The organism is Aeromicrobium sp. (assembly GCF_037719875.1).
Taxonomy (GTDB): Bacteria; Actinomycetota; Actinomycetes; order Propionibacteriales; family Nocardioidaceae; genus Aeromicrobium.
On the sequence record NZ_JBBJMJ010000004.1, the window covers coordinates 1 to 21,968 of the forward strand.

General features: G+C 66.0%; 22 protein-coding genes. 4 read left to right on the top strand and 18 right to left on the bottom strand.

Translation table 11 applies throughout. From position 1 onward, the window contains the following. Positions 1-90: 90 nt before the first annotated feature. The 15 genes from ruvC to WKF39_RS05750 all read right to left on the bottom strand — a co-directional run bounded on the left by ruvC (position 91) and on the right by WKF39_RS05750 (position 14,975). Complete coding sequence (gene ruvC, locus WKF39_RS05680) at positions 91-633, bottom strand: crossover junction endodeoxyribonuclease RuvC (RefSeq protein ID WP_340386267.1); 543 nt, start codon at positions 631-633, stop codon at positions 91-93. A 100-nt stretch (positions 634-733) separates the two neighbouring features. Then, entirely contained in the window at positions 734-1,495 is a 762-nt protein-coding gene (locus tag WKF39_RS05685; RefSeq protein WP_340386268.1) for a YebC/PmpR family DNA-binding transcriptional regulator, read from the bottom strand. 30 nt (positions 1,496-1,525) lie between these two features. Continuing rightward, positions 1,526-2,125 carry a pyridoxal 5'-phosphate synthase glutaminase subunit PdxT gene (gene pdxT, locus WKF39_RS05690; protein ID WP_340386269.1) on the bottom strand — a complete coding sequence of 200 codons (600 nt, stop codon included), beginning with the start codon at positions 2,123-2,125 and terminating at the stop codon, positions 1,526-1,528. A gap of 264 nt (positions 2,126-2,389) precedes the next feature. Next, a complete protein-coding gene (locus WKF39_RS05695; protein ID WP_340386270.1) occupies positions 2,390-2,914 on the bottom strand; it encodes a signal peptidase I in 525 nt (174 codons plus the stop codon). Positions 2,915-2,955: 41 nt separating this feature from the next. Next, positions 2,956-3,936, bottom strand: a complete 981-nt coding sequence (locus WKF39_RS05700; RefSeq protein WP_340386271.1) for a signal peptidase I — start codon at positions 3,934-3,936, stop codon at positions 2,956-2,958. After that, positions 3,933-4,547, bottom strand: a complete 615-nt coding sequence (locus WKF39_RS05705; RefSeq protein WP_340386272.1) for a TasA family protein — start codon at positions 4,545-4,547, stop codon at positions 3,933-3,935. Before WKF39_RS05705 ends, WKF39_RS05700 begins: the two co-directional genes overlap by 4 nt. Continuing rightward, on the bottom strand, positions 4,534-5,106 hold the full coding sequence (locus WKF39_RS05710) for a signal peptidase I (RefSeq protein ID WP_340386273.1): 573 nt from the start codon (positions 5,104-5,106) through the stop codon (positions 4,534-4,536). The genes WKF39_RS05705 and WKF39_RS05710 overlap by 14 nt, the downstream gene beginning before the upstream one ends. A gap of 91 nt (positions 5,107-5,197) precedes the next feature. Beyond that, positions 5,198-5,731 (bottom strand): alternate-type signal peptide domain-containing protein, encoded by a 534-nt coding sequence (locus tag WKF39_RS05715; RefSeq protein ID WP_340386274.1) that lies wholly within the window; start codon positions 5,729-5,731, stop codon positions 5,198-5,200. Between the two features lie 234 nt (positions 5,732-5,965). Continuing rightward, on the bottom strand, positions 5,966-6,862 hold the full coding sequence (gene pdxS, locus WKF39_RS05720) for a pyridoxal 5'-phosphate synthase lyase subunit PdxS (protein ID WP_340386275.1): 897 nt from the start codon (positions 6,860-6,862) through the stop codon (positions 5,966-5,968). Positions 6,863-6,957: 95 nt separating this feature from the next. After that, on the bottom strand, positions 6,958-8,628 hold the full coding sequence (locus tag WKF39_RS05725; protein ID WP_340386276.1) for an FAD-dependent oxidoreductase: 1,671 nt from the start codon (positions 8,626-8,628) through the stop codon (positions 6,958-6,960). A 164-nt stretch (positions 8,629-8,792) separates the two neighbouring features. Continuing rightward, positions 8,793-9,815 (bottom strand): diiron oxygenase, encoded by a 1,023-nt coding sequence (locus WKF39_RS05730; protein WP_340386277.1) that lies wholly within the window; start codon positions 9,813-9,815, stop codon positions 8,793-8,795. Positions 9,816-9,974: 159 nt separating this feature from the next. Then, a complete protein-coding gene (locus tag WKF39_RS05735) occupies positions 9,975-10,613 on the bottom strand; it encodes a CDP-alcohol phosphatidyltransferase family protein (protein WP_340386278.1) in 639 nt (212 codons plus the stop codon). Between the two features lie 6 nt (positions 10,614-10,619). Then, positions 10,620-11,174, bottom strand: coding sequence for an HIT domain-containing protein (locus WKF39_RS05740; RefSeq protein ID WP_340386279.1), 555 nt, complete (start codon positions 11,172-11,174; stop codon positions 10,620-10,622). Further along, positions 11,171-13,156 (bottom strand): threonine--tRNA ligase, encoded by a 1,986-nt coding sequence (thrS, locus tag WKF39_RS05745; protein ID WP_340386280.1) that lies wholly within the window; start codon positions 13,154-13,156, stop codon positions 11,171-11,173. The genes WKF39_RS05740 and thrS overlap by 4 nt, the downstream gene beginning before the upstream one ends. Before the next feature lie 28 nt (positions 13,157-13,184). Beyond that, entirely contained in the window at positions 13,185-14,975 is a 1,791-nt protein-coding gene (locus tag WKF39_RS05750) for a GMC family oxidoreductase (protein ID WP_340386281.1), read from the bottom strand. 57 nt (positions 14,976-15,032) lie between these two features. Here WKF39_RS05750 and WKF39_RS05755 point away from each other — a divergent pair, with 57 nt between their 5' ends. From WKF39_RS05755 to WKF39_RS05765, 3 genes are read left to right on the top strand one after another with little or no spacing between them, the layout of a single operon-like run. Continuing rightward, positions 15,033-15,635 carry a helix-turn-helix domain-containing protein gene (locus tag WKF39_RS05755; protein WP_340386282.1) on the top strand — a complete coding sequence of 201 codons (603 nt, stop codon included), beginning with the start codon at positions 15,033-15,035 and terminating at the stop codon, positions 15,633-15,635. Next, entirely contained in the window at positions 15,632-17,074 is a 1,443-nt protein-coding gene (locus WKF39_RS05760; protein WP_340386283.1) for an NAD(P)/FAD-dependent oxidoreductase, read from the top strand. The genes WKF39_RS05755 and WKF39_RS05760 overlap by 4 nt, the downstream gene beginning before the upstream one ends. After that, complete coding sequence (locus WKF39_RS05765; protein WP_340386284.1) at positions 17,071-17,670, top strand: acetoacetate decarboxylase family protein; 600 nt, start codon at positions 17,071-17,073, stop codon at positions 17,668-17,670. The genes WKF39_RS05760 and WKF39_RS05765 overlap by 4 nt, the downstream gene beginning before the upstream one ends. Positions 17,671-17,706: 36 nt before the next feature. Here WKF39_RS05765 and WKF39_RS05770 read toward each other — a convergent pair whose 3' ends face one another. Beyond that, the gene (locus WKF39_RS05770) at positions 17,707-18,987 is read right to left on the bottom strand and encodes a sigma-70 family RNA polymerase sigma factor (protein WP_340386285.1); all 1,281 of its coding nucleotides are present in this window, start codon (positions 18,985-18,987) and stop codon (positions 17,707-17,709) included. 265 nt (positions 18,988-19,252) lie between these two features. On the opposite strand from WKF39_RS05770, the gene WKF39_RS05775 reads away from it, so the two are divergent. Then, the gene (locus WKF39_RS05775) at positions 19,253-19,384 is read left to right on the top strand and encodes a hypothetical protein (RefSeq protein ID WP_340386286.1); all 132 of its coding nucleotides are present in this window, start codon (positions 19,253-19,255) and stop codon (positions 19,382-19,384) included. Positions 19,385-19,423: 39 nt separating this feature from the next. Here WKF39_RS05775 and WKF39_RS05780 read toward each other — a convergent pair whose 3' ends face one another. Further along, positions 19,424-20,845 (bottom strand): FAD-dependent oxidoreductase, encoded by a 1,422-nt coding sequence (locus WKF39_RS05780; RefSeq protein WP_340386287.1) that lies wholly within the window; start codon positions 20,843-20,845, stop codon positions 19,424-19,426. A 107-nt stretch (positions 20,846-20,952) separates the two neighbouring features. After that, positions 20,953-21,648, bottom strand: a complete 696-nt coding sequence (locus WKF39_RS05785; protein ID WP_340386288.1) for an XRE family transcriptional regulator — start codon at positions 21,646-21,648, stop codon at positions 20,953-20,955. Positions 21,649-21,968: the final 320 nt, after the last annotated feature.

The following is a 21,968-nucleotide window of genomic DNA, read 5'->3' on the forward strand; positions in this document are numbered from 1 at the left end:
GCGTGCACATGACCTGCATGCCCACTCCTCCGACGTCGATGACAGCCGATGTCAGGGTGACGGCAGCCACGGGGCCGCGGACGTGAGCGATCATCGAGCGGCCCCCGTGCCCGAGGCGCGCGAAAGCTGAGCGTCGATCGCGTCCTGGAGGCGGGTCTGTGCTCCCCCGCGCCAGATGTGGCAGATCGCCAACGCGAGCGCGTCGGCCGCATCGGCCGGACGAGGCGCCTCGCTGAGCCGCAGCAGCCGAGTGACCATCTGGGTGACCTGGGCCTTGTCGGCACGGCCGCTGCCGGTCACCGCCGCCTTGACCTCGCTGGGCGTGTGGAGCTGGACGGGTATGCCGTGCCGGGCCGCGACGACCATGGCGATGCCGCTGGCCTGCGCGGTGCCCATCACGGTGCGGACGTTGTGCTGGCTGAAGACTCGCTCGACTGCGACGACATCGGGGCGGTGCTCGAGGACGCTCGCCTCGATGGCCTGCTCGAGCTGGTGGAGGCGCCGCGACACATGCAGGTCCGGAGGCGTTCGGAGCACACCGACGTGCACCATCGTGAGGGGACGGCCGACGCTGCCATCCACGACGCCAACCCCGCACCTGGTCAGGCCGGGGTCGATCCCGAGGACCCTCATGCCGGGACCGCCGTGCATACCGAACGCATGTTCGACAGCCTAGATGGCGCCCGAGTCAAGAAGCCGACGACGCGCCGAGCGATCAGGGTCACCCGTCGGACTACTGCACCTGGGCCATGACCTCGTCGGAGGCGTCGAAGTTGGCGAACACGTTCTGCACGTCGTCGCTGTCCTCGAGCGCGTCGATGAGCCTCATGATCTTGGTCGCTGCGTCGACGTCTACCTCGACCGTCACGGTCGGCACGAACGATGCATCCGCCGAGTCGTAGTCGAGTCCGGCGTCCTGCAGGGCCGTGCGGACCGCCACCAGGTCAGTCGGCTCGCAGATGACCTCGAACGACCCGTCGAGGTCGTTGACGTCCTCGGCTCCCGCGTCGAGGACGGCGAGCAGGACGTCGTCCTCGTTGGTCTGACCGCCCTCCTGCTCGGCCGGGACGATGATGACGCCCTTGCGGTGGAACATGTAGGACACCGAGCCGGGGTCGGCCATCGTGCCGCCATTGCGCGTCATCGCCGTGCGCACCTCCATCGCGGCGCGGTTGCGGTTGTCGCTCAGGCACTCCACGAGCAGTGCGACACCACCGGGGGCATATCCCTCGTACATGATCGTGATGTAGTCGACCGCGTCATCGCCCAGGCCTCCGCCGCGCTTGACCGCGCGGTTGATGTTGTCGAGCGGGACCGAGGACTTCTTGGCCTTCTGGACTGCGTCATACAGCGTCGGGTTGCCGTCGAGGTCCGGGCCGCCGGCGCGTGCGGCGACCTCGATGTTCTTGACGAGCTTGGCAAACATCTTGCCGCGTCTGGCGTCGACGATGGCCTTCTTGTGCTTGGTCGTCGCCCACTTGGAGTGGCCTGACATCGGCGGTCCCCTCTTCTACGTTGAACGTTCCTACGCCTGCTTGACGAGGTCGACGAAGTAACGGTGAATGCGATCGTCGCTCCCGACTTCGGGATGGAACGAGGTCGCCATCAGGTTGCCTTGCCGAACGGCGACGATTCTACCGGCGGCCTGGCCGGTTGGGATCGTCGCGAGGCCATCCACCCCGGATCCGAGCGACTCGACCCATGGGGCGCGGATGAAGACGGCGTGGACGGGATCGGTGAATCCATCGAACTCGATGTCCCCTTCGAAGGAGTCGACCTGACGTCCGAAGGCGTTGCGCCTGACCGTGATGTCGAGGCCGCCGAGCGTCTCCTGCCCCACGATGCCATCCTCGATCCGATCGGCCAGCATGATCATGCCTGCGCACGTCCCGAAGGTTGGCATGCCGCCGCGGATGCGCTCGGCCAGTGGGTCGAACAGCTCGAACGACCGGGCCAGCTTGTACATCGTGGTCGACTCGCCGCCAGGCAGGACGAGTGCGTCACAGCGGGCCAGCTCCTCGGGGCGCCGGACCGTGAAGGCCGCGACGCCGAGGTCGCCGAGGGCCCGCAGGTGCTCGCGGACGTCACCCTGCAGGGCGAAGACGCCGATCGACGGGGAAGACACCGCGAAAGTCTACTGGTGTGAGCCGTCGTGCCGGCGGCGGCGGCGTGAGAGACGAATCTCCAGGGGATACGCCGCCGCCGCCGCTCCCTCTCGGACATCCCTCCCGATTGGGTTCGACGGAGGCGAGCAGTCCGCAGACGACGAACGTCGTGCAGGTCGTGCTCCCTCTGTCACCGCCTCGTTGTGTGAGGCACTCCCATACCTCGACGCGACGACAGGTAAATCATACGCTTCGGGCCCCGAATTCACTACGCAGAGCAGATTTCACCCCGTCCGACGCGTCCCGCCCATGTGTCGCCGCGGGAGCTTGGCTGCCAGACATGCGATGAAGACCGCGCCGGCGACCGCGCCGATCGGCGACCCGACCAGGAAGCCGACCCATGGGATCACCGCGACGACCTTGTCGACGGACGTCACCTCATAGGACTCGACATCCGGAACCCCCGAGGCGTCGGCCTTCAACGTCAGGCGGATGCTGGCGCCGTAGGGCTCGACGGTCGTGACTCGATGCGTCACCCGCGTGCCCCGCCTGTCATCCACGCTGACGATGTCCCCCACGCCGACGTCCCCTGCCGACACCTTTCTCGCCAGCACGAGATCGCCCGATGAGATCGCCGGCTCCATCGAGCCGGAGTCGAAGGCGATCGGCGTCAGTCCGGCGGCGAGCACGACGATCGTCGAGCTGATGAAGAGCAGGCCCAGAAGGGCCGCGACGACGAGCAGGGCTGAGCGCCAGAACCACGCGGTGCGTGCGCTGCTCCTGGCCCTGCGCCGTCCAGCCTCGGCCATCGCTGTTCCCCCGGGTCTCCGTGTCGGCGATGATCGTATCGTCAGGAGCAGGTGCTCACGACAGACAGGAAGACCGCATAGTTCTTGGCGTTCGACTGGACCGATGCCCAGGTGGCCGAGCCGTAGGCGATGCGCGCCTCGACGGTGAAGCGACCCGAGGTGCCAGCCGTTGTGTAGGCCTTGGACAGCGTGGTCGCGCTCACGGTCTCGGTGAGCGAGCCGCCGGTCCCGTAGTGGATGACGTAGCTGGTGGCGCCCGACACCGCGGTCCAGTTGAGTCGAACCGATCCACGGGCAACGGTTCCACAGGTCACTACCGGCGCAGGCACCTTCCGAGCTGTGAACGTGGTGCCGCTGACAGTGGCCGGATTGAGCCAGGCGGCTGTCGCGGGCGACGCCACGACGAGGGAGGCACCTGCCGCCATGACAACCGCGGCGCGTACGACTGACCGCGACGTCCTCGACTTCTCGGCACGACGTGCGCCCCTGCGCCGTTCACCCGGCCCGGACCGGCCACCACCCGGATCGCCCGGACCGGTCGAAGACCTCCGGAAGACCAGGCCGAGCATCCCGGCGACATACAGACCGAGCACGAACAGGCCGGCCGGGCTCGCCGCCGCGCTGACCACGTGTCCGGCCTTGGGCACGTGGAACAGCACCCGCTCTGCGCGCTGCACGGAGTAGGTCTCTGTGTCCGCTGCCGTGTTGGCGTCACCCTTCAACGTCAGCTGCCCGGCCGCCCCCCGGTCAGTCATGCTCACCAGCCGGTGCGTCACGCGATTGCCATTCGCATCGACCACGGACACGACGTCTCCGCGTTCCAGCGAGCCGACGTCGACCGTACGCGCAACCGCGAGATCGCCGGTATGGATGGCCGGAGACATCGACCCGGATCTGAAGACCAGCGGTTTGAACCCGAAGGCGAACGAAGCGACCGTGGCGATGATGCAGAGCACACCGAGCAGCGCCCCGACGGTCAAGAAGACCTCCCGGGCGCCGTGCGCGATGGCGTGTCGTGTCATGACAGGTCTGAAGTCCCTGTAGCTGTGAAGGTCACCGTGGCCGTCTTGCCCTGCAAGGCATTCGACGCTGCTGCGTCGAACGTGACCTGGAAGCACAAGGCCTCGGTGCCGGCGGCGGCAAGCGGTCCGCGCTTGGGGACAATCACCGTTGTCGTTGTGTTCGTGAGCACCGCCGCACTCACGATGACGGTGCCGCCCGTGCACGTGCTGGTGTTTCCAGTGCCGCTCCTGGTGCCACCGGCCACGACAGCGAGCTTGAGTGCGGCGGCGGTGGCAAAGGTGGACGCATCCGTTCCGGCGAGCCCACCCGCGACCGAGTACTTGAAGGTGGTCGAACCGTTGTTCTTGATCGTGAGCAACTCCGCCGAGCTGCTGCCCGGCGTCATGTTGGACATGCTCAATGTCGTGGTCGCGACGTCGTCGACGTTGTTGACCTTCAGGTCAAGCGTGCCCGAGGTGAACGACGTGCCACTGATGATCGAGTCATCGGTCCAGAACGCAAACGTCCCGATCGAGCCGATGCCGAGAGCGACGCCGAGGCTCAGCAGAGCGCGGACCCGGACTGACGTCACACCGCTGGCGAGACGTCTGGTGTTCCTATGAAGTGACATCGATTTCTTCCTCAATTGTTTTCTTCTGACGTCCGCGGATCGCACCCAGGAACATGGTGGCGGCACAGGTGAGCAGTCCGATCACCACGACCGTCAGTGCGAGCTGACGTTGAGTGCTCGTGACGACGTTCGTGACCCGGCCCAGGTACGGCACTGAGTACCACCGCTCCCCCTTGATCTGTTCGACTCGCACCGGCATGGCGTCGGGCGCGCTGTTGGCGTCGCCCTGCGTCCGGAACACCGGGCGTCCCTCACGGTCCGCGCCTTGGCCCACCACTCGGTGGGTGACGACCGTCGGTTCTCCGGATTCGAGCTGAAAGGTGATCACGGTGCCCACGCCTATCTCTTTGGCGTCGACCGGTCTGACCACGACCAGAGTTCCAGCGGACATGCCGGGCTCCATCGAACCGGTCAGGACGGTGTAGGGCGTGGCTCCGGCAAGCCGTGGGACAAGCACCGAGACCGCCAGCACGAGGAGCAAGGCAGACAGGACGAACCAGGCGAATACCTGGCTCAGCCACCCGGTGATGCTGAGATGTTCGGCGCGGCGCTTGGACATGTGCTCCCTGACCTGGTGGCGAATGCGCCGGGCGGCGAATGCGTCCCCTGGGACCCACCGACGCCCGGCGACCAGCGCCGAACAGATCAGATCAGTTGTGAACCTGCTCGGCGGAGACAGTGATGTCGTCCAGCACCGTCGTCAGATCCTGGGACTCATCGCCCGATGTCGGGTCGAACGTCACGGAGATCGTGGCCGTGACGGTGCTTCCGTTGCTCGTCTCGGTGATCTCACTCGGGATGGCCGTGCCCCCGATCGTGTAGGTGGCGTCTGCGGTGATGTCAGCGGACAGATCGTTGGCCGGCGTGAAGCTGGCGTCGGTCACCTCCAGCGAGGCGCGCAGGTGATTTCCGACGGCAGTGATGTCAAACGTGCACACCTTGCTGATGACATCGCCGGGAACGAGGGAGTCGCCGGCTCCGTAAGCCTCACCAGCCTCGTCCTCGAGCGCGTCGAACGTCCACCCATCACCGCAGTCCGGAGTGCTGAGGCTGATCTTGCCGCTGGCGATGTCGCCGCCATCGACATCGGTGTCCGCCGTCCAGTATGCGAGTGTGCCGGCGCCCCCGAGCAGCAGAATTCCAGCAATGGCTGCCGCGGCAGCACCCTTGGTTGACTTCTTCATTTGTTTTTCTCCCCGTGCAAATGGGCACAGCGACCTGGGTCAGCTGTGCTACTGATGTGTGCTCCCGCAGACATCCTGACGCACAAAGATCCGAGCAACATAATTTTCGCCCGAAGATGGTCATAACGAACCATGTGGTCGGGACCTAGGTCCCGACCACAGAGCGAAGCGAGACAAGAGCCCCGGGCGAAGCCCGGGGCTCTTGTAAGTCGCAGGGCGGCGAGGCCGCCGATCTCACCAGCCGCGTTCAGCGAGGCGGTGGGGCTCGGGGATGTCATCGACGTTGATGCCGACCATGGCCTCACCGAGGCCGCGGGAGACCTTGGCGATGCCGTCAGGATCGTCGAAGAACGTCGTGGCCTTGACGATCGCCTCGGCCCGCTCGGCCGGGTTGCCGGACTTGAAGATGCCCGAACCCACGAACACGCCCTCGGCGCCGAGCTGCATCATCATCGCCGCATCGGCCGGAGTCGCGATGCCACCAGCGGTGAACAGCACGACAGGCAGCTTGCCGTTCTCGGCAACTTCCTTGACCAGCTCAAAGGGAGCCTGCAGCTCCTTGGCCGCGACGAACAACTCGTCCTCGGCCAAGGTGCCCAGGCGGCGGATCTGTGCACGGATCTGCCGCATGTGCGTCGTCGCGTTGGAGACATCGCCCGTGCCGGCCTCACCCTTGGACCGGATCATCGCCGCACCCTCAGTCAGCCGGCGCAACGCCTCACCCAGATTGGTCGCACCACACACGAACGGCACGGTGTAGTTCCACTTGTCGATGTGGTTGGCGTAGTCAGCCGGAGTCAGGACCTCGGACTCATCGATGTAGTCCACACCCAGCGACTGCAGCACCTGAGCCTCGACGAAGTGGCCGATGCGGGCCTTGGCCATCACCGGGATGCTGACTGCCTCGATGATGCCGTCGATCAGGTCGGGATCGGACATCCGGGCCACACCACCCTGCGAACGGATGTCGGCCGGCACTCGCTCCAGCGCCATCACCGCGACGGCTCCCGCGTCCTCGGCGATCTTGGCCTGCTCAGCATTGACGACATCCATGATGACGCCGCCCTTGAGCATCTCTGCCATGCCGCGCTTGACCCGCGACGTACCGACCGTGGTTGCTTCGTTGCTCACTGCTGTGTCCTTCGTAGGTGGCCCAAATGATCAACTCGAGTCTACTCCGCGCGGAGTTTCTCAGAGACGGCCGGACGCACCACGGACTGCGGGAGTCAGCGCCGGGTCACATTGCGCAGCCTGCGCCGCGGAAGGGGCGCGGTGTCGGCCGCGACGAGCATGTCATCGAGCCGGGTGAGCTTGCGGCGCACGCGACCTTGGCGCGCTCCGTCCCGCCGTTCGACCCGATCGATCGCACGCCAGCCATGGACGTCGATCGCGGCCGGGGTGCGGGAGGCGACCAGCTCGCCGAGCGCGCGCTGCGATCCGACCGGATCGGTCAGCAGCCCGGCATTGAAGTCCGCGATGAGGTGCTCCACGGTCTCCTGGGAGCATGACTTGTTGGTGCCGATGAATCCGGTGGGGCCGCGCTTGATCCATCCCACCGCGTATGTGCCCGGGGTGCCCTCGACTCGCCCCCCGGCGTTGGGGATGACGCCGGCCAGCGCATCGAACGGCAGGTCCGGGACAGGAGCGCCGCGATAGCCGATCGATCGGAGGACGAGGCCCGTCGTGATGGTCTCGACCTCGTCGGTCGGGACCGGCCGCACGACCCCGTCGTCGATCACGAGCTCGTTGCGTCGCACCTGCAGCCCGGTGACGCGGTCGGCGCCGAGCAGCTCGGTCGGAGAGGTCGTGAACCGGAACACGATCCGGCGGTTCCCTTGACGGGCCGGCCGCGCCGCAGCGACGTGCAGAGCGGCGAGCTTCTGCGCGACGGTCGCATCATCGACCGGCTCGTCGGTCGGGTCAGCACCCTCGACGACGATGTCGATGTCGTCACGGCTGAGCAGACCGATCAGCTCGGGAAGAGTGAAGGCGGCCTGCGCTGCACCGCGCCGTCCGAGCAGCACGATCTCCCTGACCGAGCTCTCCCGGAGTGCCTCGAGTGCATGGTCGGCGATGTCGGTGGAAGCCAGGCGGTTGGGATCGGTCGCCAGTATTCGGGCGACATCGAGGGCGACGTTGCCGTTGCCGACAATCACGACGCGCTCGCCGCTCAGGTCGAAGACCCGATCCGCGTGATCGGGGCGCCCGTTGTACCAGGCGACGAAGGCTGTGGCGGTCCCGCTGCCGGGCAGCTCCTCCCCTGGTATGCCCAGCGATCGCTCATGTGAGGCGCCCGTCGCGTAGACGACGGCGTGGTGGTGCTCGTCCAGGTCCCGGTGGGAGAGGTCCGAGCCGATCTCGACGTTGAGGAAGTAGCCGAAGCCCTTCTGGTCCTCGATCTGTCCGAAGAGCTTTTCGATGGTCTTGGTGCTCGCGTGATCTGGCGCGACCCCGGCTCGTACCAGGCCATGAGGCGTCGGGAGCCGGTCGAACACATTGACCTCGACGCCCGGACGCTTGAGCAGCTCATCGGCCGCGTAGAGCGCAGCCGGTCCGGATCCGACAATCGCCACTCGCAGGATGCCCCTGGCCGGGTCCTTGGCCAGCACCGGCGATACCGGCGCCTGGATCGGATAGGTCCGTTCGCCGACGTGGAACAGGGCGTTGATGTCGACGAAAGGGAGCTGGGACTCCTGCAGCTTCTTGTCCGGCACGATCGCACCGACCGGACATGCCCCGACGCACGCGCCGCAATCGACGCATGAGACTGGATCGATGTAGAGCATCTCGGCCAGACCGAAGTCTGCCTCGTCAGGGGTGGGGTGGATCGCGTTGACGGGGCAGGCGAAGACGCACGAGGCGTCGCCGCAGCAGGCCTGGGTGACGACATGGGTCATGACGCCACCTCCGTCAAAGAGGCACGGTACGGAGGCGGCGTCGTGAACGCCCCACTGTTCCTTCGCTGGCGCTCAGTCACAACGCCACCTCCGTCAAAGAGGCACGGTACGGAGGCGGCGTCGTGAACGCCCTACTGTTCCTTCGCTGGCGCTCAGTCACGACGTCAGCCCTGCGAGAACGCGACCGGCGGCTCGCTGCGGTAGCGCGACGGGCGACCGTCGATCCGGCACAGCTTCCACATCCACCGGGCGATGCGGTTCCGGCGCAGCCCGGACTGCTCGGCCAGCATCCGGACGTCAGCGAAGAGCTCCTGCAGGCGCTCGCGCGACTCGGGAGCCTTCCAGTAGAGATCCTTCATGACCTTGCGCGGGATGCCGAACTCTTGGCGGAACGCCTTGGACGGCACCATGATGACGTCGCACAGGACTCGCATGATGACCGGGAACAGCAAGGCGACGACGAACTTCTCGACACGGCCGAGGCGCGGGGCGTTGCGGCGGATGTAGTGGTGGGCGAACGAGATGTGCCTGGCCTCCTCGGCCACATGGATCTCCATGATCCGCGACAGCACAGGGGGCAGGTCCTTGCCGCTGCGCAGGATGCCCTTCTGCGTGTGATCGATCGGCTCCTCACCCGCGAGCACCCCGATGAAGAATGCGAACGGAACGGCCGAGCCGGCCCACGGCAGAAGGCCCGCGATCTTGCGCATCAGCCAGGGCATGCCGACGACATCGACCCCGATGCGGTTGACCGTCTCCTGGAACATCTGGGTGTGGTGGCATTCCTCGGTGGCCTCGTGCGTCAGGTAGCGATATTCAGGCGAGCCGTTGGGGAGCGTGAAGACGTACTGCATGATGCCGCGGATCAAGATGTTCTCGAACTGCAGACCGACCTTGAGGATGTTGGCCTGGCGCCACTGGCCGATCTCGATCTGGCGAGCCAGAGACTGGGACTGGTACCACGGGTGCGCGCCGAGCGGATCGACGTCGGACGGCAGGACCCAGCGCGGATCGTCGGGAAGCACCTCGAAGTCGGGATGGTCCCACGGGACATCGATGAAGGCGTCGAAGTGCCGGTCGACCGAGGCCTGGGACAAGCCCTCCAGGATGTCGGCATACTGCTCGGCGGTCACGTCGACCGGGATCTCGGGCAGCTCGACAGCGGGGTGATCGATCGTCTGCGACATAGCGGGGCTCCTCGTGAATGGTAGTACTGCCAGCATGCGTCATACCGAGGGTATGTGTCAACGATGATGTCACATAGGGCGTGTCACATACATCTCATCTGGTGTTCATCTCACCGGTGGGAGTCGCGGGAGGGCTCAGATCTTACAAGTTTGTGCCGGTCAAGATCCGAGCCCGGGTTCAGCCACGGCCTGCCTGCGCACGATCAACATGCGCTGCGCGACCGTGATGGCGCTGGCCACGGCGAGCGCCCACAGCGTGATCTCACGCAGGAATGGTGCGTCGAGCAGGCCCGAAAAGCCCGTCATCACCAAGATCGCGACCAGCCGGTCGGATCGCTCCGCGATGCCGCCCTTGGCCGTCATGCCGAGACTCTCGGCGCGGGCACGGGCATATGACGTCAACGAACCGAGCACGAGGCACGCCAGGCTCAGATAGAGGTAGAGCCTGGGGTCGCCGAGATCTGACTCAGGGTTCTCGGTCGCGTAGTAGAGCACCAGACCACCGAAGATCGCAGCATCACCGACGCGGTCGAGCGTCGAGTCGAGGAACGCTCCCCACCTGGACGACTGGCCGGACTTGCGGGCCATGTAGCCGTCCATGAGGTCGCTGAAGACGAAGGCCGTGACCACCAGCACGCCGATCAGGAACTCACCACGCGGGAAGAAGATCAGCGCTCCGGCGGTGACTCCGATCGTGCCGACCCAGGTCACCCAGTCCGGCTTGACGCCGAGCCGCAGCAGCAGGTCTGCGGGCGGCGCGACCACGTTGGTCCAGAACTGGCGAAAACGTTCGAGCATGGCGGTCTACTCCTTGGGCCAGGCGTCCGCGAGCAGCTCGCGGGTCTCGCCCAGCAGTTGAGGCATGGTCTTGGTCCGGCCGATCACCGGCAGGAAGTTGGAGTCGCCACTCCAGCGGGGCACGATGTGCTGGTGCAGGTGTGCGGCGATGCCCGCCCCGGCGACGTTGCCCTGGTTGATTCCGAGGTTGAAGCCCTGCGGGCTGGACACCTCGCGCATCGTGATCATGGCCCGCTTGGTCAGCTCGGCGATCTCGACCGTCTCATCGGTGCTCAGCTCGGTGTAGTCCGCGACATGTCGATAGGGACACACCATGAGGTGCCCGGCGTTGTAGGGATAGAGGTTGAGCACGGCGTATGCCGACTCGCCTCGATGCACGATGAGTCCCTCCACGTCGCCCATCCGCGGGATGCGACAGAACGGGCAGTCCGACTCAGCCGATGAGGTGGGCTTGTCATCGCCCTTGATGTAGCCGATGCGGTGAGGGGTCCACAGACGCTCGAACGCATCCGGCTCCCCCACCCCGCCTTGACCCCCGGTCACATGGGGTGAGTCGGTCATACCTGGACCCGGGTCTCGACCGCCTCGACGATCCGCGCGATCGCATCGTCGATCGCGATGCCATTTTCCTGCTCTCCGCTGCGATAGCGGAACGACACCGCACCGGCATCGATGTCGTTGTCCCCGGCTATGACCATGAACGGCACCTTCTGGGTCTGCGCGTTACGAATCTTTTTCTGCATGCGCTCATCGGAGTCATCGACCTCGACGCGTATGCCCAGGGCCTTGAGCCTGGCCGCCACCGCATAGAGATGTTCGGCATGGCGCTCCGCGACGGGGATGCCGACGACCTGGACTGGCGCGAGCCACGGGGGGAACGCACCCGCGTAGTGCTCGACCAGCACCCCCATGAACCGCTCGATCGAGCCGAACTTGGCCGAGTGGATCATGACCGGCTGCTGGCGAGTCCCGTCCGCGGCGACATATTCGAGGTTGAATCGCTCGGTCGAGGGCTGGTTGAAGTCGTACTGGATCGTCGACATCTGCCAGGTGCGACCAATTGCGTCACGCGCCTGCACCGAGACCTTCGGGCCGTAGTAGGCGGCACCGCCCGGATCGGGCACGAGCTCGAGGCCACTCTCGATGCAGACGTCCTCCAGGACCTTGGTCGCGATCGCCCAGTCCTCGTCCGAGCCGATGAACTTGTCCTTGGATGCATCGCGGGTCGAGAGCTCCAGGTAGAAGTCGTCGAGGCCGAAGTCCCGGAGCAGGCTCAGCACGAAGTCGAGCAGGTGCCGAATCTCATCGGGGGCCTGCTCAGGAGTCACGTAGGAGTGCGAGTCGTCCTGGGCGAAACCCCGGACCCGGGTCAGGCCATGGACGACACCGGACTTCTCGTGGCGGTAGACGTGCCCGAACTCGAAGAGCCGCAGAGGCAGCTCGCGATAGGAGCGTCCACGTGAACGGAAGATCAGGTTGTGCATGGGGCAGTTCATGGCCTTGAGGCGATAGTCGCTGCCATCCACGTCGAGCGCCGGGAACATGCCATCCCCGTAGTAGGGCAGGTGGCCCGAGGTGTGGAACAGCCCCTCCTTGGCGATGTGCGGAGTCCCGACGTAGTCGAAGCCCTCCTCGATGTGGCGCCGGCGGACGTAGTCCTCCATCTCGCGCTTGATGACACCCCCCTTGGGGTGGAAGACCGGCAGGCCCGAGCCGATCTCGTCGGGAAAGCTGTAGAGATCGAGTTCGGTCCCGAGCCGCCGGTGATCCCGGCGCTGCGCCTCCTCGATCCGGTGGAGGTGCTCGTCGAGCGCCTCCTTGGTCTCCCACGCCGTGCCATAGATTCTCTGCAGCTGCTTGTTCTTCTCGTCGCCGCGCCAGTATGCCGCGGCGCTTCGCATGAGCTTGAACGCCGGGATCCGCTTGGTCGTGGGCAGGTGCGGCCCGCGACACAGATCGCTCCAGACCACCGAGCCATCACGTTTGAGGTTGTCGTAGATCGTCAGGCCACCGTCGCCGACCTCGACGCTCGCACCCTCGGCCGCGTCGGTGGCGTTGGACTTGAGGCCGATCAGCTCGAGCTTGTAGGGCTCGCCGGCGAGCTCGCTGCGCGCATCGTCGTCGGAGATCTCGCGGCGGTCGAACTTCTGGCCCTCCTTGATGATCTTGCGCATCCGTGACTCGATCTTGTCGAGGTCTTCGGGGACGAATGGCTCAGCGACGTCGAAGTCGTAGTAGAAGCCGTCCGTGATCGGCGGGCCGATACCGAGCTTGGCGTCGGGGAACAGCTCCTGCACCGCTTGGGCCATGACGTGCGCGGCGGAGTGCCGGAGGATGTCGCGGCCATCGGTCGAATCGATCGCGACCGGTTCGACCTCGTCACCCTCGGCGAGCGCGTGGGCGAGATCCTTGAGATCGCCCCCGACTCGGGCCGCGATGACATCCGGCGACTCGGCAAACAGCTGCCACGCCTTGGTGCCCTCTTCGACGGCTCGGGCCTCTGCCCCCGAGGGGTGGATCAGGGCGATCTGGATGTCGGACATGCGGAGCCTCTGTTCGTGATGACGCGCCCTACGGATGGCGCGTGCTGCTTGTCTTCACCTTAGAGGGCGGTGCCGGCCGGCGCGGTGGCACCTCGGGCACGGGGAGGACGAGGGCTGCGGGCGCGTGCGCCGGGACCGCCGGCGAGCGCGGAGCGACAACTGGCACCCGCACGTACGGCTCCCCCAACGTGGGTCGCGGGTCGGGCTCGCCCTTGTTGGGCCACAGAGCCATGGCTCGTTCGGACTGGGCGGTGATCGTCAGCGACGGGTTGACGCCGAGGTTGGCCGTGATGGCCGATCCATCCGACACATGCAGGCCGGCATGGCCGAACATCCGTTGATAGGGGTCGATCACCCCTGTTTCAGTGGTCTCGCCGATGACGCAGCCCCCGATGAAGTGCGCCGTCATCGGGATGCCGGCCAGATCGGCCACCGAGCTGCCTGCGTTGCCGCCGACCTCGATGGACAGGTCCCGCGCGACCCGGTTGGCAATGGGGATCCAGCTCGGGTTGGGATCACCGACGCCCTGCTTGCTCGTCATCCGCCGGCCGAAGAGGCCCCGTTTGAGATACGTCGTGATCGAGTTGTCGAGGGTCTGCATCACCAGCACCACGATCGACTGCTCGGCCCAGCGCCGCGGATTGTGGATCGCGATCGCACGCCTCAGTCCCAATGATCGATATGCCCGCCAGACCGCCTTGAGCTGGGATCCACCGTGCCCACCGTCGACGAGCGGGGCCCCGATCAGCCCGAGCGCGCTCGACCCGCGGCCATAGCGGCACACCTCGACATGCGTGTCGTCGTCAGGGTGGAACGACGAGGTGATCGCGATGCCGGGGGTGTAGTCGGCATCCTTACGCATCGAGCGTGCCGCCAGGACCGCCTCGGAGTTGGTGCGGCTCAGCTCGCCGATGCGCGCCGACAGGCTGGGCAGCGACGACTCCCGGAGTCTGTGCAACAGGCGCTGTGTGCTCAGCGCGTTTCCGGCGAACACCACCTGCTCGGCAGTGAACGTCCGACGGCGCAGCGGGTTGCCGGTGCGCCGGGTCTCCACGGCATACCCACCGCGGGAGAGTGGTCGTACGTCAACGACCGTCGTCATGGGCTGCACGACAGCGCCGGCGCCCTCGGCAAGGTGGAGGTAGTTCTTGACCAGCGTGTTCTTGGCGTTGTGCCGGCAGCCCGTCATGCAGGCTCCACAGTCGATGCAGGCGCGACGATCGGGCCCCGCGCCGCCGAAGAACGGGTCCGCGATCGCCTCGCCCGGCCCCACTCCCCGATCCGCGCCGAACAACACCCCGACGTCCGTCGGATGGAACGTGTCGGCGACGCCGTAGTCCGCGGCGAGCGCTCGGAGGTGGTCGTCCGCAGGACTGTGACCGGGATAGGTCGTGACGCCGAGCATCTTCTTGGCCTGGGCATAGTGCGGCGCGAGCTCATCCTTCCAGTCCGTGATGTGGGCCCATTGGCGATCGCGGAAGAACGCGTCGAGCGGCTCGTAGAGCGTGTTGGCATACACCAGGGATCCACCGCCGACCCCGGTTCCACTGGCGATCAGGACATCGCGGAGCAGGGTGATGCGCATGATGCCGAAGCAGCGCGCCCATGGCGCCCAGAGATAGCCGCGAGCCCGCCAGGATGTCTTGGGCAGCTGGTCGTCGCTGAACCGGCGGCCGGCCTCCATGACCCCGACGCGATAGCCCTTCTCGGTCAGCCGGAGAGCGGCGACGCTGCCTCCGAAGCCCGATCCCACGACGACGACGTCGTAGTCGTGCTGGTCGATGCCGGACTCGTGATTCGCTCGCTGTTTCCCGCTCATGCCCGGCAGCATACGATGCTTGTTGACAGTGTGCCAATAGGCCGCAAAACTGTCGGTATGACCGCGACCCGCCAACGCCTGGCACCGGCCGAGCGCCGCCAACAGATCATCGACGCGGCTCGCGAGCTCTATTCGGACCGACCCTACGACGCGGTCTCCACCAGCGAGCTGGCCGACGCCGCCGGCGTGGCGCGCGGGCTGATCAACCACTACTTCGGCGACAAGCGCGAGCTTTTCCTCGCGGTCATGCGCGAGTCCGTGCTCATGCCTGAGCGCCCGCTCACCGGCCTCGACGGCAAGTCGGTCGAGGAGCGGGCCCGGCTCACGATGGACTGGATCCTCGATGCTGCGACGACATACGGCCAGGCGTGGGTCGCAGCCAGCGGCGCGGCCAACCTGCACGGCAGCTCCGACATCCAGGCGATCGTCGACGAGGCGGACGACCGTGCCGCTCGGCTCGTCCTCGACGCGCTGGGGTTGCCCGATGACGCCAGGCTCCGCGCCCGGCTCCGCCCCACCGCTGCGCTCACCAAATCTGTGTGTCGGGAGTGGCTTCAGCGCGGTACGTTCACGCGTGTCGAGGCGCTCGACCTGCTGACCGCGTCCATCCTGCTGTTCGTCCAGAAGGACCTTTCACCTGTGAAGGAAGACCGCCCATGACATCCATCGGCATCATCGGCTCCGGCTTCGGCGCGCTCGCGGTCGCGGTCGAGCTCAAGCGCGCCGGCCACACGGATCTACGGCTCTGGGAGCGGTCGCGCGATCTCGGCGGGGTGTGGCGTGACAACACCTACCCCGGGGCCGGGTGCGACGTCCCCTCCCCGCTCTACTCGTTCTCCTACGAGCCCAATCCCCGCTGGAGCCGCCGCTACGCGCTGCAGGAGGAGATCCACGCCTACATCCGCTCCGTGGCCGACAAGCACGGCATCACCCCGCTCGTGCGGTTCGGCACCGAGGCCGTCGCGGCGACGTGGAACGAGGACTCTGCGAGCTGGACTGTCACGTTCGCAGACGGGTCCGTCGAGACGGTTGACATCTTGATCAGTGCGGTCGGGCAGCTGTCCCGCCCGGTCATCCCGCACATCGACGGCATCGACACATTTGCAGGCATGTCGTTCCACTCCGCGGAGTGGGACCACTCGTTCGACGCGACGGGCAAGACCGTCGCGGTCGTCGGCGCCGGCGCGAGCGCAGTGCAGTTCATCCCGCATCTCGCCCGCGACGCGGGCAAGCTCCTCGTGTTCCAGCGCTCCCCCAACTTCTTGATGCCCAAGCCGGACAAGCCTTACAAGCCGATCCACAAGGCGCTGTTCCGGTTTGCCCCGGTCACCCAGCGGATCGAGCGCGGTGGCATCTGGACGATCATGGAGCAGTTCGCCCGCGGGCTCGACGACGAGTCCAAGGTCGGTCGGATCAACCGGGCGATCGCGCTGAGACACCTCGATCAGCAAGTCGCCGATCCAGCTCTGCAGGCGAAGCTCACGCCGGACTATCCGATCGGCTGCAAGCGCATCCTGTTCTCCAACGAGTTCTATCCCGCACTCGCGCAGGACCATGTCGAGGTCGTCACCCACGCCGTCACCAGGGTCACTCCCGGCGGCGTGGTGGACGCTGACGGCGTCGAGCACGCGGTCGACGCCATCGTGTTCGCAACCGGCTTCGACACGCAGGACTTCCTCGAGTCGATCGACATCACCGGTACCGGGGGCCAGAAGCTCGCAACCCAGTGGGCCGACGGCGCGCACGCCTACCTTGGGATGTACGTCCCCAACTTCCCCAACCTGTTCGTCACCTACGGTCCCAACACCAACCTCGGCGGCGGTTCGATCATCTACATGCTGGAGGCGCAGGCCCGGCACATGCGACAGGCGATCGACCGCCTCGAGGCAGGCAGATACTCCTCCATCGAGGTGACCCAGGAGGCCGAGGAGGCATACGACCTCGAGATCTCCGAGAAGCTCGAGCACTCCGCTTGGGCGCACTGCGAAAACTGGTATCGCCACCGATCGGGTCGCATCACCTCCAACTGGCCAGGCGCGACGCTGCCTTTCGCCAAGGCCACCAAGGTCCTCGAGCCGGCCGCGTTCCACTGGGCATGACGACCTATCCGAAAGAGCCCTGGGACCTGCACGGGCATGCATACGTCGGTCTGTGGCTGCTGCCGCGCGTCAACACCCCTGCGCCACACTCGCCCGCGACCAGGACCGTCACGATCTTCGGCCGGGCGGTCGTCTGTGCGGCCTTCTTCGTCTATGAGCAGCCCAGCCCACTGACGTACGACGAGATCATGACAACCGTTCTCGTACGCCAGGGGTGGCGGCCTCGCGTGTCGATCACCCACATCTGGGTCAACAGCCCGGCGTCACGTGACGGCGGGCGTGAGCTCTGGGCCATCCCCAAGGATCTTGCCGAGTTCGATGTCGCCGCGCACTCCTCCTATGCCGCCCAGGACATCGGCTCGCTCGCGGTCCGAAGCACGCGCCGGCTGCCATTCGCGCTGCCGATCGGGTTCCGCACGGCCCAGGACCGCGCCGGCACCCTTCTCGTCTCCCCTGTCTCCGGACGCATGCGAACGGGGCTCACCAGGGGTCGGTGGTCGTTTGCTGCCGACGGTCCCATCGGTTTCCTCGCCGGACGCAAGCCGCTACTGACCCTGGCCGCCAGACCCTTCCACCTGATCTTCGGTCGGCGCTGACTCACGGCTCCTCGCGAGGCAGGCTTCTCGTGGAAGCTACTTTGTCAACGAAGAACCGAGACGGTCCAGTCCGTCCTTGACCGACTGGGGAGTAATCGCGAGGGGACCGGCCGTGACCCCCTCGGCGTCGATCGAGACATCGCCTTCTCCGAGATCGACCGAAGGAATCGAGGGCAGAGGCGTCTGACCGCTGGCGGAGGTCGTGGGCTTCGCCCGCGTGGGCACGTCCTTCGTTGGCAAGCTGCTTGCCGGATCGGGCGCTGGACGCTCGCTGCGTCGTTCGTCCTGCACGACCGGCCGCGAAGCCGACGTCAGGGCGCGGTCGGTGGCGACCGATGAACTGTTTTCATAGTTCGCCGATCTCGGCGTGTCCACATGTGTCGAGGCCCAGCCGGCGGTGCCAACTGTCAGTGCGACTGCGGCGGCCGGAACCGACGCAGCCACAAGGGCGCCCTTCGCGGCGACGACGAGGTGCGCGAGGACGGCGCTGCCTGCGTGCGCGGCGACCAGCATGCCGCCGCCCGCGACAGCAGCCGCGAGGGCAACCGGTGAAACGATCGAGCCGACGTCCCGGTTGACCTCGTGGAGGTCGAGGTAGACCGCCATGCAGTCCTCGCAGGACTGCAGGTGGCTGTGCACCTTCTCCTGCTCACGGTTGCCCGCGGTACGCCTGACGACCGCGGCAAGACCACGCCGCACTTCGCGGCAGGTGCGCGCACGCGGCTCGTCCCCATGGTTGACGTGCTGCTGGAGGTAGGCGTCTCGCAGCGCCGAGCGCGCCCGATAGACCAGCGCCGAGACGCTGTTGGGCTTCATGTCGAGCAGTGGCGCGATCTCGTTGGGCTTGAGACCCTCAACGTCGAGATGCCACAGCACGGTGCGCCAGCGCTCGGGCAGCGACTCGTAGGCCGCACGGATGGCCGAGCTCTCGAATTCATCGAGCTGACCGCCGCCGAACGAGACGGTCGCATCGATCTGCGATTCGTCGTCGGTCGGCATGACCCGCTTGTTCGCCTTGGCCCGGCGTCCGCTCTCATGGCGGATCGTGGTGAAGAGATAGGCACGGAAGGCGCGATCGGGACCCTTCCCGCGCTGCAGGAGGTCCAGCACCTGGGCGAAGGACTCCGAGACGACGTCATCGGCTTCCTCACGCTGACCGAGATGCCGGGCGAGTCGCCTGGCGGAGTAGACGTAGCGGTCATACAAGACCGCGTAGGCCCCTGCATTCTCCTGCCGGGTGAGGTCGAGGAGCTCGTTGTCGTCGAGCTCTTCGAGGGCCACTTCGCCCGATGGCGTGACTTCTTTCTCTGTGAACACGTTTGCCGAACTCCCCTGGATTTGTTCCCGGAACTCCACTGAGGTGACAGTTTTTATCCCGTACTGCTGGCGCAGGCCTTCAATCTAGCCACCAATTTGTTGTCCCACACCATCAATAGGAGTGAAGTAACTCACAGTTACTGGGTTTGCTCGTTGACAGACGGGGTAATTGTCGAATTCGACCGGTGGTCGAGATCCGCGCGGGCCGATCTTCTTACGCAGATTATCGGCCCGCCGATCTCGGCCCCTTCATGAGGAGAACGCCATGAGCGAGACACCCTTCGAGCCCGAGGCCAACCCGTCGGATGAACCCGAGATCCTGCCTGCGGGGGACCCTGACGGTGGTTCCACCGTCATGCCGACGGACCCGCACGCGCCTGAGCCCGACGGGCCCTGACCGCCGACCCGCCTCTCGCCTGTCGGACCAGGTGCTCGGCTAGCGGCCGGTGATCTTGTCTGCCACCCGAGCGATCGACGATGTGCGCGCCGAGCCAGAGGCTCGCTCGTGCCGGTCGGCAGCATGGTAGGTGTGATAGAGGCTGCGCACCGCGATCCAGCGAATGGGTTCCGGCTCCCACTTGCGGACCCGTCTCCCAACCCACGAGAGTGTCACCAGATCTGTCTGCCGCTTGAGCACCAGGTCTGCCAGGGTCTGACCAGCCACGTTGGTGGAGGTGACGCCGTGGCCGACGTAACCGCCGGCCCATCCCAGCCCGGTCCCCTCGTCGAGCCCGACCGTGGCGCACCAGTCTCGCGGCACACCGAGGACGCCCGCCCACGCATGATCTATGCCCGCAGAGTTCGCAGCCGGGAACAGCCTGCCCATCACCGCCTGTAGCTGCTCGATCGTGTTGCCCAACGTCTCGCCTCGCCGATCAGTCCTCGACCCATACCGGTAGGGCACAGCGCGTCCACCCAGTGCAATCCGCCCGTCTTCAGTCCGTTGCGCGTAGGCGAACCCGTGCGCCTCATCACCAACCAGCTCTGCCCCGCTCCACCCGATGCGCTCCCACGTCTGGCTCGAGAGTGGTTCGGTCACGATCATGCTGCTGCTCATCGGCAGCCATGTCCGCCGCATCCGGGTCAGATTTGCGGTGAAACCCTCCAAAGCCCGGATGACATACGGTGCCGTCACCGTGCCGAGATCGGTGAGGGCAGCACCAGGCCGGATGTCACGCACGGCAGTGCCCTCATAGATGCGCACTCCCATACGTTCCACGGCGTCGGCAAGGCCCCGAACCAGCAGTGCTGGTTGAATCCGTGCACAGTGCGGACTCCACGAAGCCCCGATTCCGCCAAGGATGCTGACTCGCGCGCGCAGCTCGTCTGCATCCAGCATCTTGAGATCGTCGGAACCCCAGCCGAAGTGGCGCAGCTCGGGCAGCTTGTGAAGCAACCTGGCGTGCTGGGCTCGGTTCGTCGCCACGTGGAGGAGGCCGGACTTTTGGATATGAGCCTCGATCCCCTCCTTGGTGGCAACGCGGATCACCTCGTCGACGGCATCGAACATCGTCCGCTGCATGCGGACTGCGGCGTCGTGGCCGTGGGTAGCGGCATAACGCGTCAGCTGACCCGGGGATTCGGCGCTGAGCCAACCTCCGTTTCGGCCCGACGCGCCAAACCCGGCGAACTCCTTCTCGATCACTGCGATGCGGAGGTCTGGCTGAGCTGACTTCAGGTAGTAAGCAGTCCAGAGGCCGGTCAGTCCCCCGCCCACGATGGCAACATCGACATCGATATTGCCCGGTAACGCGGGCCGACGTTGTGGGACGCCGATGTCTCGATACCAGAACGACACATCGCCGTCGACAAAGCCGGGTGTCCGTCCGAGGTTCTCACCGGTTGCCTGCGACGTCATCTAGACGCCCGCCGAGATCAAGTTGTCGGCTTCGACGGAGGCGCCGCCCAGCGCGGAGAGCAGAGCTCTGTGCGCGACATCGCGATGCGCCATGGCTCGTGTTGTCCTCACTGCGATCTTCCATTCGTGTGGTTGTCGATTCCGCCGCCGGACAGTTGGCGTTCGTGATCCGGCGGGCTGATGATCCACAGGACTGCGGCGTCGTCATCTCCTGTGTTGACCACCCGGTGGGGTGTCGACGACTCGTACTCGATGCTGTCGCCTTCGTGGAGGGCGAATCGTTTGTCGCCGAGCTCGAGCTCTACGTCGCCGTGCATCACGACCAGAAACTCTTGGCTGGATCCGTGACGGAGGGCGCGGGCGCCGGTCGAGGCACCCGGCACGAAGTCAGCCTGGTAGACCTCGATGTGGTGCAGCGGTGGACGGGAGAGCAAGTACTTCGTCATCCCGTCTGCTGCTTTGAGCTTCGGCCGATCGCCCTTTCGATGCACCTGCGCGTGATTTCGCTCGGTTCCCTCAAAGAGGTCAGCCACAGCGAGTCCCAAAGCACCCGCGATCCTTCGCAGGGTCGAGACGCTGGCGTTCGCCTCGCCCCGCTCCAACTGGCTGAGGAAGCCAGCGCTGACTTGGACCGTGCCACCGAGCTCGCGGAGTGACAATCGACGCATCTTCCGAAACTTCCGGATTCGTGCGCCCAGCTCAAGAGCGCCTGAGTCGACAGCCGTCTCTACGCCTTGCTCCACCGTCATCCTCCACACTTCGGTAAACATTTGTATAGCCATACAGAACAGACACTTACCCATGCTGCGCATCGTGTCAACCGATTCCGCTACATACCTCCGGGCACGACCTCGATGTGGAAAACCGGGAGCTGGCGAGGGGAACTGGTCTGAAGAGGACGCTCGCGCTAACGGCGTTGGAGCAGCCGTGCTCGCCTTCATTCTGAAGGCGCGACGCTGAGTGAAAGTCGTAGTCGCGATCGTGGCGGGGGGCGGTTCAGTCGCGACTGAAGGCGGGCGATTTCACTGGCCGAGTGCCACGCATGCTCCGTGGGAGGAACTGGACGCGAAGTACGCACTCTGGAAGAACAAGCACGCGCCAAACTCGGCCATGGTGCTCACGG